This is a genomic window from Ramlibacter albus (assembly GCF_014297445.1).
Classification (GTDB): Bacteria; Pseudomonadota; Gammaproteobacteria; order Burkholderiales; family Burkholderiaceae_C; genus Ramlibacter; species Ramlibacter albus.
In genome coordinates, this window is record NZ_JACORU010000002.1 from 285,119 (window position 1) to 297,749 (window position 12,631).

At 67.6% G+C, this 12,631-nt stretch carries 12 protein-coding genes; 1 reads left to right on the forward strand and 11 read right to left on the reverse strand.

Going from position 1 to position 12,631, the window contains the following annotated elements; genetic code table 11:
* Positions 1-8: 8 nt before the first annotated feature.
* The 9 genes from vapC to H8R02_RS08175 form a co-directional block, all read right to left on the reverse strand.
* Positions 9-410, reverse strand: coding sequence for a type II toxin-antitoxin system VapC family toxin (gene vapC / locus H8R02_RS08135; RefSeq protein ID WP_187080885.1), 402 nt, complete (start codon positions 408-410; stop codon positions 9-11).
* Entirely contained in the window at positions 407-655 is a 249-nt protein-coding gene (locus tag H8R02_RS08140) for a type II toxin-antitoxin system VapB family antitoxin (protein WP_187080886.1), read from the reverse strand. The genes vapC and H8R02_RS08140 overlap by 4 nt, the downstream gene beginning before the upstream one ends.
* 71 nt (positions 656-726) lie before the next feature.
* Positions 727-1,422 (reverse strand): ABC transporter ATP-binding protein, encoded by a 696-nt coding sequence (locus H8R02_RS08145; protein ID WP_187081114.1) that lies wholly within the window; start codon positions 1,420-1,422, stop codon positions 727-729.
* 8 nt (positions 1,423-1,430) lie between these two features.
* A complete protein-coding gene (locus H8R02_RS08150) occupies positions 1,431-2,258 on the reverse strand; it encodes an ABC transporter ATP-binding protein (protein WP_187080887.1) in 828 nt (275 codons plus the stop codon).
* The gene (locus tag H8R02_RS08155) at positions 2,201-3,490 is read right to left on the reverse strand and encodes a branched-chain amino acid ABC transporter permease (RefSeq protein WP_187080888.1); all 1,290 of its coding nucleotides are present in this window, start codon (positions 3,488-3,490) and stop codon (positions 2,201-2,203) included. The genes H8R02_RS08150 and H8R02_RS08155 overlap by 58 nt, the downstream gene beginning before the upstream one ends.
* Positions 3,491-3,494: 4 nt before the next feature.
* Positions 3,495-4,442 (reverse strand): branched-chain amino acid ABC transporter permease, encoded by a 948-nt coding sequence (locus H8R02_RS08160; protein ID WP_187080889.1) that lies wholly within the window; start codon positions 4,440-4,442, stop codon positions 3,495-3,497.
* A 65-nt stretch (positions 4,443-4,507) separates the two neighbouring features.
* Positions 4,508-5,767 carry a branched-chain amino acid ABC transporter substrate-binding protein gene (locus H8R02_RS08165; protein ID WP_187080890.1) on the reverse strand — a complete coding sequence of 420 codons (1,260 nt, stop codon included), beginning with the start codon at positions 5,765-5,767 and terminating at the stop codon, positions 4,508-4,510.
* A 112-nt stretch (positions 5,768-5,879) separates the two neighbouring features.
* Entirely contained in the window at positions 5,880-7,520 is a 1,641-nt protein-coding gene (locus H8R02_RS08170; protein WP_187080891.1) for a 3-(methylthio)propionyl-CoA ligase, read from the reverse strand.
* Positions 7,521-7,563: 43 nt separating this feature from the next.
* Entirely contained in the window at positions 7,564-7,899 is a 336-nt protein-coding gene (locus tag H8R02_RS08175; RefSeq protein ID WP_187080892.1) for a hypothetical protein, read from the reverse strand.
* 112 nt (positions 7,900-8,011) lie between these two features.
* On the opposite strand from H8R02_RS08175, the gene H8R02_RS08180 reads away from it, so the two are divergent.
* Positions 8,012-8,995, forward strand: a complete 984-nt coding sequence (locus H8R02_RS08180; protein ID WP_187080893.1) for a fatty acid desaturase family protein — start codon at positions 8,012-8,014, stop codon at positions 8,993-8,995.
* Here the strand turns inward: H8R02_RS08180 and H8R02_RS08185 are convergent.
* Both H8R02_RS08185 and H8R02_RS08190 read right to left on the reverse strand, forming a co-directional pair.
* Positions 8,982-10,139, reverse strand: a complete 1,158-nt coding sequence (locus tag H8R02_RS08185; RefSeq protein WP_187080894.1) for a hybrid sensor histidine kinase/response regulator — start codon at positions 10,137-10,139, stop codon at positions 8,982-8,984. The two genes, H8R02_RS08180 and H8R02_RS08185, sit on opposite strands and share 14 nt — an antisense overlap.
* Positions 10,136-12,628 carry a response regulator gene (locus H8R02_RS08190; protein WP_187080895.1) on the reverse strand — a complete coding sequence of 831 codons (2,493 nt, stop codon included), beginning with the start codon at positions 12,626-12,628 and terminating at the stop codon, positions 10,136-10,138. Before H8R02_RS08190 ends, H8R02_RS08185 begins: the two co-directional genes overlap by 4 nt.
* Positions 12,629-12,631: the final 3 nt, after the last annotated feature.

Sequence of the window (12,631 nt, forward strand, 5' to 3'; positions counted from 1 at the left end):
CGGCGAGCTCAGTGCCGCCAGACCTTCAAGCCCCGCAGCGACTCCAGCGCATCGAAGTCCCGGTCGCCATGCAGCAGCGCGTGGTCGTGCTCGATGCAATAGCTGGCCAGCATCACGTCGACGGGGCTGCGCACCGTGACGCCCGCCGCGCGTAGCGCGCGGTAGTGGTGGGCGGCGCGCAAGGCGTTGTCCTCGCCGCCGATCTCGACGATGGGCAGCGCGTGCAGCGCCCGCCGCGCCGCCTGGAAGTCCTGTTCGTGGCGAAAGCCGCGCAGGACCTCGAAGAGCACCAGGTCCGCAACGCCCAGCGGCGCACCGCCGTCCTGCAGCAATTCCGCCAGCCGCTCCTCGGCCGGCCCGGGCTGGCCGTTGAAGAAATCGATCCAGACCGAGGAGTCGACGAGGATCATTTCCTGCGCTTCGCCGGCGCCTTCGCGGCACCGTACGCCGGGCGCGGCTCGGAGACCATGAGGCCGGCCGCCTTTGGCGCGTCGTCCCACCGCAGCTTGCCCCGCAACGCGAGGATTTCGCGATAGGCCGCCTGGCGTGCAAGCAAGCGCAACCCAGCCTCGACAGCGTCCTTCTTGGTGCTGAAAGGGCCGGCTTTCATGGCGGCGTCGAGGAGTTCGTCGTCGATGACGATGTTAGTGCGCATGATGTGTACGGAATCAGCAAACCATGCACATTATGCGCCTGGGCGCGCATCCCGGGGGAGAGGGGGCCGGCTCAGACCTCCAGCCACTCCTTGCGCACATAGGCATCGTCCTTCAGCGTCTGCGGCGTGCCGCTGAAGACGATGCTGCCGTGCCCCATCACGAGGGCGCGGTCGCTGATCGACATCGCGATCGTCAGCTTCTGCTCGATCAGCAGCACCGAAATCCCACGCGCTTTCAGCTTCTGCAGGTACTCGCCGACGAGCTCCACGATCTTCGGCGCCAGGCCCTCGGTCGGCTCGTCGATGATGATCAGGTCCGGGTCGCCCATCAGCGTGCGGCACAGCGTGAGCATCTGCTGCTCGCCACCTGACAACACACCCGCCTCGGTGTGCTGCCTCTCCCGCAGCCGCGGGAACATCTCGTACATGTCGTCGAATGACCAGCGGCCCTTCTGCTTGGCCGACTTCTGCCCGAGCATCAGGTTCTGGTGCACGGTGAGCTTGGGGAAGATGTCGCGGTTCTCCGGCACGTAGCCTAGCCCCATGTGTGCGATCTCGTAGGGCTTGCGGCCCATGATGTGCTGGCCGCGCCAGTCCACGACGCCGGTGCACTCCACCATGCCCATGATGGCCTTCGCGGTGGTCGAGCGCCCGCTGCCGTTGCGCCCGAGCAGCGCGACGATCTCGCCCTGCCCCACGTCGAAATGCACGCCGTGCAGCACGTGGCTCTTGCCGTAGTACGCATGCAGGTCGTTGATCTTGAGGATCGGCTCCATCAGTGGCCCCCCGCCTGCTGGTCGGCGACGGAGGAGCCGAGGTAGGCCTCCTGCACCTTCTGGTTCGCGCGCACGTTCTCGGGTGTGTCGAAGGCGATGACCTCACCGTACACCACCACCGCGATGCGGTCCGCGAGCCCGAACACCACGCCCATGTCGTGCTCCACCGTCAGCAGCGTCTTGCCCACGGTCACTTCCTTGATCAGCTCGATGAAGCGCTTGGTCTCGGGCCGGCTCATACCCGCGGTGGGCTCGTCCAGCAGGATCACGTTGGCGCCGCCGGCGATGGTGATGCCCACCTCCAGCGCACGCTGCTCCGCGTAGGTGAGGTTCATGGCCAGCACGTCGCGCTTCTTGTGCAGGCGGATCATGTCCATCAGCTCCTCGGCGCGGTCGTTCGCGTCGTCGAGGTCGGCGAGGAATTTCCAGAAGCTGTACTTGTAGCCCAGGCTCCACAGCACGCCGCAGCGCAGGTTCTCGAACACCGACAGCTTGGGGAAGATGTTGGTGATCTGGAAGCTGCGCGACAAGCCCATGCGGTTGATCTCGAACGGCTTCTTGCCGTCGATGCGCTGGCCGTTGAGGAGGACTTCGCCGCTCGTGGGCGCGAAACGGCCGGAAATCAGGTTGAACAGCGTCGACTTGCCCGCGCCGTTCGGCCCGATCACCGCAACGCGCTCGCCCTGGTTCACCGCGAGGTTGGCGCCACGGATGATCTCGGTCTTGCCGAAGGACTTGCGCAAGTCCTTCAGTTCCAGTGCGACGGCGCTCACAGCGTCTCCCTCCGCTTCATCTCTTTCTCGATGTATTCCTGGATCTCGCCCCATTGCCGCTTGAAGTGCCTTCGCGTCAGCTCGAAGAGCGCGATGCCGGTGACGATGACGAAGATCGCGCCGAACCAGCTGTTCACGCCGTTGGAGTCGAGCGTCGCGCCCATGAACTTCAGCTCCGAGCCGAGCGCCGCGTTCAGCTTGATGTGGTAGACCATCTCGATGACGGCCGCCGCGCCCAGCAGCGTGAGCAGCGCCGTCGCGCCAAGGGCGAGGTAACTCACCCACAGCTCCTTCAGCCGCCCGAAGGCCGCCACCCGCAGGTTCATCATGATGAGGCTCGCTATGCCGCCCGGCGCATACATCACCATGAAGAGGAACACGAGGCCCAGGTACAGCAGCCACGCCTTCGTGAGCTCCGACAGCAGCACGCCCGCCAGCACCATCAGCACGCCGCCGATGATGGGCCCGAAGAAGAACGTCGCGCCGCCGAGGAAGGTGAAGAGCAGGTACGCACCGGAGCGGTTGCCGCTCACGACCTCCGACGTCACGATCTCGAAGTTCAGCGCGCCCAGCCCGCCCGCGATCCCCGCGAAGAACGCGGAAATCATGAACGCGAGGTAGCGCACGCGCTGCGTGTCGTAGCCCACGAACTCCACGCGCTCGGGGTTGTCGCGCACGGCGTTGAGCATGCGGCCCAGCGGCGTGCGCGTGAAGGCGAACATCAGCGCGGTGCAGATGAACGTGTAGATCGCGATCAGGTAATACAGCTGGATCTGCGGCCCGAAGGTGATGCCCAGGGGCTTGGGGCCCGCCACGCGGTTGCCGGAGATGCCGCCCTCGCCGCCGAAGAACTCGGGGAACATCAGCGACATGGCCCACACCAGCTCGCCGATGCCCAGCGTGATCATCGCGAACGGCGTCCCGGCCTTCTTGGTCGTGACGTAGCCGAACAGCACTGCGAACAGCAGCGCCGACACGCCGCCCACCAGCGGCAGCAGGCTCACCGGAAGGGGCAGCGAACCCTTGCTGATCATGTTCAGCGTGTGCATGGCGAGGAACGAGCCCATGCCGCTGTACACGGCGTGCCCGAAACTCAGCATGCCGCCGTGCCCCAGGAGCATGTTGTACGAGAGGCAGACGATGATCGCGATGCCCATCTGCGACAGCATCGTCTGCGCGAGGCCGCTCGTGAAGATCAGCGGCGCCACCGCGAGCACGAGTGCGAACAGGCTCCAGACGACCCAGCGCCCGACGTTGTACGGCTTGAATTCGTAGTGGGTTTTCATCGGCTCAACCCTCCCGCGTCCCGAGCAGGCCCTTGGGGCGGAAGATCAGCATCAGCACGAGGAACACATAGGGCAGGATCGGCGCGACCTGCGCCACCTTGAGTTTCCACAGCGGAAACCCGAAGGTCTCCGGCGTGATGTTGAAGCCGATGGCGTTCAGCCCGCTCATGAGCGATGCGTCCACGCCCACGGCGAACGTCTGGATGATGCCGATCAGGAGCGACGCGACGAACGCACCCGCCAGCGACCCCATCCCGCCCACAACCACGACGACGAAGATCACCGACCCCACCGTCGCCGCCATGCCCGGCTCCGTGACGAAGGCATTGCCACCGATCACGCCCGCCAGCGCCGCCAGCGCGCAGCCGCCGCCGAACACGAGCATGAAGACGCGCGGCACGTTGTGCCCCAGCGCCTCCACCGTTTCGGGGTGCGTGAGCGCCGCCTGGATCACGAGGCCGACCCGCGTGCGCGTGAGCAGCAGCCACACCGCCAGCAGCATCACCATCGCCACCAGCATCATGAAGCCGCGATAGATGGGGAATTGCGTGCCGTAGATGTGGAACAGCGGCCCGGTCAGCTCCGGCGGGATGCGGTAGTCCGCCGAGCTCGTGCCCCAGACCAGCTGCACCATCTCCAGGATGATGAACGACAGGCCGAAGGTGATGAGCAGTTCCGGCACGTGCCCGAACTTGTGCACGCGCCGCAGGCAGTACTTCTCGAACAGCGCGCCCAGCGCCGCCACGAGCAGCGGGGCGACCACGAGGGCCGGCCAGAACCCCACCAGCTGCGTGGTGGTGTACGCGAAATACGCCCCCAGCATGTAGAAGCTGGCGTGCGCGAAATTGAGCACGCCCATCATGCTGAAGATCAGCGTGAGGCCCGAGCTGAGCATGAACAGCAGCAGCCCGTAGCTGATGCCGTTCAACATCGAGATGGAGAAGAATTCCATGGCGGCGAAGAATAGCCAAAAAAAAGCCGGGGAACTGTCGCCCCGGCTTCAGGTCAGGTCGGTTTTCAGGCGCCGGAGGGCCGCTTCATCTGGCAGCTGGTGGGCGTGCTGGAGACGTACGGGTCCATCTGCTTGACCGGAACGAACGTGTACCCGGTGTTCTCCACCGAGTAGTTGTTCTTGGCGTCCACCTTCTGCCACTTGGTGATGTACATCGTCTGCTGCAGCTGGTGGTCGGAGGCGCGCATCTTCACGTCGCCCGCGAAGCTCTTGACGGTGAGGTCTTCCATCGCGCGCGCCACCTTGACGGGGTCGGTGGACTTGGCCTTGGCCATCGCGCCGGCCAGCAGGTTGATGCCGTTGTAGCTGGCGTAGGTGTAGTAGTCGTCGTTGAACTTCTTCTTGAACTCGTCGACGATCTGGCGGATCTCGCCGGTGGGGTTGGAGTGGTTGTACGACACGCCGTACACCTCGAGGTCCTTGCCCGCCGCCAGCGCCGTGGGCGTGCCGCTCACGCCGGCGTAGTAGGCGTACAGCGGCGTCTTCATGCCGGCGTCGTTCATGGCCTTCACCAGCAGGGTCATGTCGGTGCCCCAGTTGCCGGTGACGATGGTGTCGGCGCCCGCGGCCTTGATCTTGGCGACGTACGGCGCGAAGTCCTTCACCTGGCCCAGCGGGTGCAGCTCGTCGCCCACGATCTGCACGTCGGGGCGCTTGCGCTTCATCGCGTCCTTGAAGTACTTGCTGACCTGCTGGCCGTGCGCGTAGTTCTGGTTGATCAGGTATACCTTCTTGATGGACGGCTGGTCCTTCATGAAGGAGGTCAGCGCCTCCATCTTCATCGACGTGTCGGCGTCGAGGCGGAAGTGCCAGAAGCTGCAGCCCGGGGCGCCATCCTTCTCGGGCGCGTTGGTCAGCGCGGGGTCCACGGCGGCGTAATTGAGGTACACGACCTCCTTGCCGGGGTTGCGCTCGTTGTGCTTGTTCACGGCGTCCAGGATGGCCCACGCGGCGCCGGAGCCGTTGCCCTGCGTGATGTAGCGGAAGCCCTGGTCGATGGCCGCCTTCACGGTGTTCAGGCTTTCCTGCGGGGTGCCCTTGTTGTCGAAGCCGACCACCTCGAACTTCACGCCCGCGGGGTTCTTGCCATTGAGCTTCTCGGCCACCATCTGCCAGCCGCGCAGCTGGTTCTGGCCCACGTTGGCGAACGGGCCCGACAGCGGGTCCATGAAGGCGATCTTCACCGTCTCGCCCTTCTGCGCCATTGCCACGCCCGCGGCCGCGCACATCACGGAGGCCGCCACCAACTTCATCGCAAACTTCATCGCTGTCTCCTGGGTTTTGAGGAACAGCGCGCAGGTTACAAGTGTTTGGTGCAGTGCAACTTCAGGGATTGCCCTGAAGCCGCACCTTACCTATCGCGCAGGCGACAGAGGGTCAACTCGGCAGCTTGTAGTCCTTCAGCTGCTCGCGCAGGCGGGTCTTGAGCATCTTGCCGGTCGCGCCCAGCGGGATGGCGTCCACGAAAACGATGTCGTCCGGGATCTGCCACTTGGCGACGGTCTTGCCCTTGAAGAAGTCCAGCAGCTCCTCGCGCGTCACGTTCGTGCCCGGCTTTTTCACCACGGCGACGATCGGCCGCTCGTCCCACTTCGGGTGCGGCATGCCGACGCAGGCGGCCATCTGCACAGCGGGGTGTGCCATGGCGATGTTCTCGATGTCGATGGAGCTGATCCACTCGCCGCCGGACTTGATGACGTCCTTGCTGCGGTCGGTGATCTGCATGTAGCCGTCAGGGTCTATCGTCGCGACGTCGCCGGTCGGGAACCAGCCCACCCCATTCTGATACTCCAGCGGGTCACCTCCCTCGCCCTTGAAGTATTCGCGCACCACCCAGGGGCCCTTGACCAGCAGGTCGCCGTAGGCCTTGCCGTCCCACGGCTGCTCCTTGCCGTCGTCGCCCACGATCTTCATGTCCACGCCGAAGATCGCACGGCCCTGCTTCAGCCGGATCTTCATCCGCTCGTCGGGCGCCATGTCCAGGTGCTTGTTCTTCAAGGTGCACAGCGTACCGAGCGGGCTCATCTCGGTCATGCCCCACGCATGGAGCACCTCGACGCCGTAGTCCTCCTGGAAGGCGTTGATCATCGCCGGCGGGCAGGCGCTGCCGCCGATGACCGTGCGCCTGAGCGTCGAGAAGCGCAGGCCGGCCGGCTTCATGTGGCCGAGCAGCATCTGCCAGACGGTGGGCACGCCGGCGGCATAGGTCACCTTCTCGGCCTCGATCAGCTCGTACACCGACTTGCCGTCGAGCGACGCGCCCGGGAAAACGAGCTTGCAGCCGGTGAGCGCGGCCGAATACGGGATACCCCAGGCGTTGACGTGGAACATCGGCACCACCGGCAGCACCGAGTCGCGCGCCGACAGGCACATCACGTCCGGCAAGGCAGCGGCGTACGCATGCAGCAGGGTGGAGCGGTGGCTGTAGAGCGCGGCCTTGGGGTTGCCCGTGGTGCCGCTCGTGTAGCACATGCTCGACGCCGAGTTCTCGTCGAACTTCGGCCAGTCGTAGTCGGTGGGCTGGCCGCCGATCCAGCTCTCGTAAGCCATCAGGCCCGGGATGCCGCTGTCCTTGGGCAGCCGGTCCGCGTCGCACAGGGCGACGTACGACTTGATCGTGGGGCACTTCGCATGGATCGCCTGCACCAGCGGCAGGAAAGTGAGGTCGAAGCACAGCACCTGGTCCTCGGCGTGGTTGGCGATCCACGCGATCTGGTCGGGGTGCAGGCGCGGGTTGATGGTGTGAAGGACCCGCCCGGAGCCCGACACGCCGAAGTACAGCTCCAGGTGGCGGTAGCCGTTCCACGCCAGCGTGGCCACGCGGTCGGAGAACAGCAGGCTCATGCCGTCGAGCGAGCGCGCGACCTGCTTGGCGCGCCGCGCGACGTCACGCCACGTGTAGCGGTGGATGTCGCCCTCGACGCGGCGCGAGACGATCTCGCCGTCGCCATGGTGCCTTTCGGCGAACTCGATCAGGGACGAGATCAAAAGGGGTTGGCTCTGCATCAGGCCCAGCATGGGAAGCTCCTCTTGTGTTCGACTGCAGGAGCGAATGCTAAACCTAGACCGGCACGAGCCCCGCGTAACTGCACAGGACCTGCAGCACCGCGTCCATCGACAGCTTGCTCGTGCCCGCGAAGCCCCGTGTGCAGAAGTGCTCGAAGTCGTACTTCGACACCTCGTCGCCCACGTACAGGCGCACGACCTCGAACAGTACCGCGGGCAGGTCGATGTCCACGCCCACCACCACGTCCACGCCGTTGGGAAGCAGGACGCGAAAGCCGGGCAGGCCCGTCTCCGCACCCTCGATCGCGCCGAGCTGCGCGCGCGGGTGGGCAGCACGTATGAGCGGGGCGAGGCGGCGCAGCGGCGCGGCCGGGGTGGCTTGGGCTGGCATGGACTGGCGGCACTTTAGACAGCTTCAGCCGAAATGCCTACTGTCGGAACTGACAGGGTGCACCCCGTATCCGGTATCCTTTCACGCCAGCAGTGACCGGGGAGCGACAGCGATGGATCCACAACCGACGGGCCAGTTGCGCGCCGCGCGCGCGCAGATCGTGCAGGAGCTCGGGACCGAGCAGCTCGCCCGCCTGCACCGCGGCAACCTCTTCCTCGACGCACTGGCCATCTTCGGCGCCCCCCTGCTTTTCCTGGCCTGCGCCTGGCACCTCGCCACCGGCAGCGTGCGCGACGTGTTGTGGTGGGTGGCGCTCATCGTCCAGGGCGACCTGGTCCTGGTGATGGCCTTCATCAACCACGACGCGTTCGTGCACCGCAAGCTGTTCGCGCCGCGCTTGCGCTGGGTGCTGGGCTCCATCCTCGTGTGGCCGACGCTCGTGCGGGCCGCGGTCTACGAGAAGCAGCACCTCACGCACCACCGCGCGCTGGGCACGGAGGACGACTCCGAGCTGTACAAGATGGGCATCGACACGCCTCTCAAGCGCCTGGCCTATGCCTCGCCGCTGGTGGTGGTCTACCGCTCGTTCTTCCTCGGCGGCAAGACGGCGGCGCTGGGGCGCTCCGACGCCGCCACCGCCGTCAAGCGGGCCGACCCGGCGCGCGACCGCTGGGAGCGCGGCACGCGCCTGGCCCTCTTCGCCACGGCCGCGGCCAGCCTCGCGTGGGACTGGCGCTTCGTCGTGCTGGGCTACCTGCTGCCCTTCGTGCTGGTCACGCCGCCCATCAACACCATGCGCATCGTGCTCGAGCACTTCGACCTGGAGCGTGGCAACCCGCTGTGGGTGGGAACCTTCTACCGCACGGGCCCGCTCACGCGTCTGGCTTTCTGGTGGGACGCGGGCGACTGCCACCTCGTGCACCACTTCTACGCCAACATCCCGTTCTACCGGGTCGGCGAGGCGCTGCGGCTGATGCGGCCCATCATGGCGCGCGCCGGCGTGCTGGAGCAGCGGTCGCTGCCCCGGCTGCTGCTGGAGTGGTTCAGCGGCGCGCGCCAGCACTGGTCGGTGCCGGGGCCCGCTAGGAATTCTTGAAGTAGAGCGTGACGGTGGCGCCCGCGCCGGGCGTCGACTGGATCTCGATGCCGCCGCCGATGGATTCCATGACGCGCCGGCAGAACATCAGGCCCATGCCGTTGCCGCCCTGCTCCGCGCGCGTGGTCACCGGCTCGCGCGTGAGCTTGGCAAGGACGTCGGGCGGTATGCCCGGCCCGTTGTCGATGAAGTCGATGCAAGGCCGCCGCTGGCCGCCGGGCTCCTCGCCGATGTCGATCACCAGCCGCGGCCCGTGCCGCCCGCGCAGCGCGATGAGCGCGTTCTTGGTGAGGGTGCACAGCACGAGGTAGAGCAGGTCCCTGCGGCCGGGCAGCGCGAAGTCCTTCGAGACCTGGCGGGTGACGATCGCGCGCTCGTCGCGCTCGAACGGGAATTCGTCGAGCAGCGCCTCCACCAGCTGCGACGCGGCCACCTGCTGCGGCACCGCGCCGGGGTAGGCGTCGCGCGCCGATTGCACGAACGTGGACACGAGCGACTGGCAATACAGCGCGCGGCGCTCCGCGCGTTCGAGCGCCGCCAGCAGCTCGCCCGGCTCGTGCTCCGTGAAGCAGGCCACGCCGGGGGGGTCGCCCGGCTTCGGCGGCAGGTAACGCGAGGCGATGCTCGCGACCGAGCCGCGCACCGTGACGAGCGGGGTGTTCAGCTCGTGCGCGAGGAAGCCCAGCGTCTCGCGCAGGGCCGCCGCGCGGCGCTCGTTCATCGCGCGTTCGAGGCTCTGCGCGCGGTACAGCGCCACCGCCTCGTGCAGGGCGGCCCGCGTCTGGGCCGGGTCGAGCGGTTTCTCCAGGATGCGCAGCACCTTCGCGTCGTTGACCGCCTCGATCGCGACGTGCTTCTCCGCGTACGCCGTCGCGAGCAGGCGGATGACGTGGCGGTGGTCGCGCTGCACGGCGCGCAGCAGCTTCATGCCGTCGCGCTCCGGCATGCGGTAGTCGGTGACCAGCACCGCGAATTCGTGGGCGCCCGCGGCAAGCACGTCCAGCGCCTCGGCCGCGCTCTCCGCCGTGACGATGGTGAACTCGTCGGCGTACATCCGCGCGAAGATCTTGCGCGAGACGGGGTCGTCGTCGACGAAGAGGACGGCCACGGCGTGCCGGCTGGCCGGCGGCGCAACCTCCGTCATGCGCGGCTGCGAGCCTCGGCCGCCCACTCCCGAAGCGCCGTGCCGGTCTGGCCGGCGAGTTCGCGGATGCGCGGCAGCCACTCGGCCGACGCGGGCCACACGTGCTGTTCGAGCATCGGGATGTAGGTCTGGCGCGCGTGGCGGTAGAGCGCCTGCGCGCCCGCCTCGCCGCTCATGCCCACCAGCGAGTGCAGGCCGTCGATCGCTTCCTGCAGGTCGCCGCTGTCGACAGCGTCCTGCAGGCGGTCCACCAGCCGGTCGATCTCGGGAAGGAACTCCTCGACCAGTTCGTCCAGCATGCCGATGCGCACGTAGCCCATGAGCCGATTCTCGTCCAGGAGCGCCCCCGCGGGTGCGGGCGGCGCGGCCGGAGCCGCTCGCTGCGGCGGCTCCACGCCCATCAGCATCGCGAGCTTCTCGTGCAGCAGCGGCGCCTCCACCGGCTTGAGGATGAAGTCGCCGAAGCCGGCCTCGCGACCGGCCGCGACCAGCGCGGGGTCGGCATGGGCCGTGATCGCGAGCAGCGGGACCGAGCTTTGCGCGATGTCGGCGCCGCGGATGGCACGCGCCGTCTCGATGCCGCCCAGCACGGGCATGTGGATGTCCAGCAGCACCACGTCGAACAGGTCCACGCCCGCGAGCTCGCGCAGCGCCGCGTCGCCGCTGCCCACCTCCACCACCTGCGCACCCGCGTGGCGCAGGTAGCCGCCGACCGCCGCGCGGTTGTAGGCGTTGTCGTCGGCGAGCAGGAAGCGCCGGCCGCTGAGCCAGCCCTTGCCGCGGCCGCGCGATGCTTCGCGCGCCGCCATGGCGTCGCACAGCACGCGAACCAGCGTCGCCTGGTCGCTCGGCTTGGAGACGAAACCGTCAAAGCCGGCACTTTGCGTCTTGACGCGGGCCAGGTGCGGCGGCTCGCTCGTGTACGCGACGAGGCAGGTGCCGCGGTTGGCCGGCGCGCGGCCGCTGCGCAGCGCGTCCGCCAGCTCGTAGCCGTCCATGCGCGGCATGTTGAGGTCGGCAAGCACCAGGTCGTAGGTGCCCGACTGCAGGGCCTGCATCGCTTCCACGCCGTCGGCGGCCTCGCGCACGACGCAGCACAGCTCCAGGAGTTTCAGGCGCGTGGCGGCGCGGATCGCGGCATCGTCCTCCACCACCAGCACGCGGCGGTCGGCAAAGACGCGGCGTGCCTGCGCGGTGGCCTCGGCCTGCTTGGCGCGCAGCTCCTCGCCGGCCACGACCGGGAAAGCCAGCGTGAATTCGGTGTGGCTGCCTTCCACGGAGTCGCAGCGGATCGTGCCGCCGAAAGCGGCCACCACGCGGCGGCAGTACGACAGCCCCAGGCCGGTGCCGCCCGCCTTGCCGCTGGTGCGGAAGGGCTGGAAGAGCCGCGCCAGCACATCCGGCTTGATGCCCGGGCCGGTGTCGCGCACGCGGATCTCGCCGCCCGCGACCGTGACCTCGATGCGCAGGCCCGGCGATGCCGGCAGGTAATACAGCGCGTTCTTCAACAGGTTGAACAGCACGAAGACGAAGGCCGTCTCGTCGCCGCGGAAGAAGAAGTCCTCTCGCACGTGCAGCTGCACGCTCGCTCGCTCGTGCTCGTTCGCGTACCCGTACTCTTCCACGGCCTTGCTGCAGGCGTCGCCTGCCGACAGGCATCCCAGCCGGCTCGCGTCCAGCGGCTTGGCGTTCACCTCGTCCAGCGTCATCGCGATGACCTGCAACCCGCGCTTGACGGCCATTTCGCCGTGCGCCACGTGCCGGTACAGCTGGTCCACGGCCCGGCCGTCGACGAGGTGCGTCTGCGCGTTCAGGCTCGGCAGCGGCAGCGCCTGCCGGATGTTCTCCAGGCTGTGGCGCACCTGCGCCATCGGGTTGCGCATCTCGTGGGCGATGGAGCCGGCCAGCGACGCGTACGCCTGCCGCACCCGCTCGGCCGTGGCCTCCTCCAGCGCGAACTTGAAGAGGCTGCCGCCCACCACGCCGACGAGCAGCACCGGCAGGCGTGCGACGTAGTCCATCGGCAGCCGGGGCGCCGGGTCCAGCACCGCGTACGCAAGTGCAGCCAGCCCGATGCCCGCTGCGAGCATCACGATGACGTTGCGCCAGTCCGCCAGCAGGATCAGCAGGAAAACCGCCATGAAGGTGTTGCCGACTGCCGCCGGGCCGCCGCCGTTCTTCAGCGACGTGAAGACGAAGAGGAACGGCAGGGCGAAGGTGACAGCGAAGTAGGAGAAGTGCAGGTAGTACGCCTTCAGCGCCTTCGGCCACAGGTCGCGCAGCAGCAGCACGAGCAGTGACGCGACCACGGCCAGGCGCAGCCAGAAGTCGTCGTAGCCGGTGCCGCCCTTGACGAAGCGCAGCAGGTACAGCAGGGGGTAGCCGACCAGCCCAAACAGGCAGATGTAGCGCAGCAGCAGCGGGCTGGGCTGGTGGTAGGCGCGGTAGTACGCGAACAGTCGCGCGGGCCAGGTACGGATGGAGGTCACAAC

What these genes read in the sequence shown, in the direction of transcription:
- H8R02_RS08140 (WP_187080886.1), bottom strand. Translation starts at nt 655, where the DNA reads ATGCGCACTAACATCGTCATCGACGACGAACTCCTCGACGCCGCCATG.
- H8R02_RS08165 (WP_187080890.1), bottom strand. Translation starts at nt 5,767, where the DNA reads ATGAAGTTTGCGATGAAGTTGGTGGCGGCCTCCGTGATGTGCGCGGCC.
- H8R02_RS08185 (WP_187080894.1), bottom strand. Translation starts at nt 10,139, where the DNA reads ATGACGGAGGTTGCGCCGCCGGCCAGCCGGCACGCCGTGGCCGTCCTC.
- vapC (WP_187080885.1), bottom strand. Translation starts at nt 410, where the DNA reads ATGATCCTCGTCGACTCCTCGGTCTGGATCGATTTCTTCAACGGCCAG.
- H8R02_RS08150 (WP_187080887.1), bottom strand. Translation starts at nt 2,258, where the DNA reads ATGGGGCGAGATCCAGGAATACATCGAGAAAGAGATGAAGCGGAGGGA.
- H8R02_RS08175 (WP_187080892.1), bottom strand. Translation starts at nt 7,899, where the DNA reads ATGCCAGCCCAAGCCACCCCGGCCGCGCCGCTGCGCCGCCTCGCCCCG.
- H8R02_RS08155 (WP_187080888.1), bottom strand. Translation starts at nt 3,490, where the DNA reads ATGAAAACCCACTACGAATTCAAGCCGTACAACGTCGGGCGCTGGGTC.
- H8R02_RS08160 (WP_187080889.1), bottom strand. Translation starts at nt 4,442, where the DNA reads ATGGAATTCTTCTCCATCTCGATGTTGAACGGCATCAGCTACGGGCTG.
- H8R02_RS08170 (WP_187080891.1), bottom strand. Translation starts at nt 7,520, where the DNA reads ATGCTGGGCCTGATGCAGAGCCAACCCCTTTTGATCTCGTCCCTGATC.
- H8R02_RS08180 (WP_187080893.1), top strand. Translation starts at nt 8,012, where the DNA reads ATGGATCCACAACCGACGGGCCAGTTGCGCGCCGCGCGCGCGCAGATC.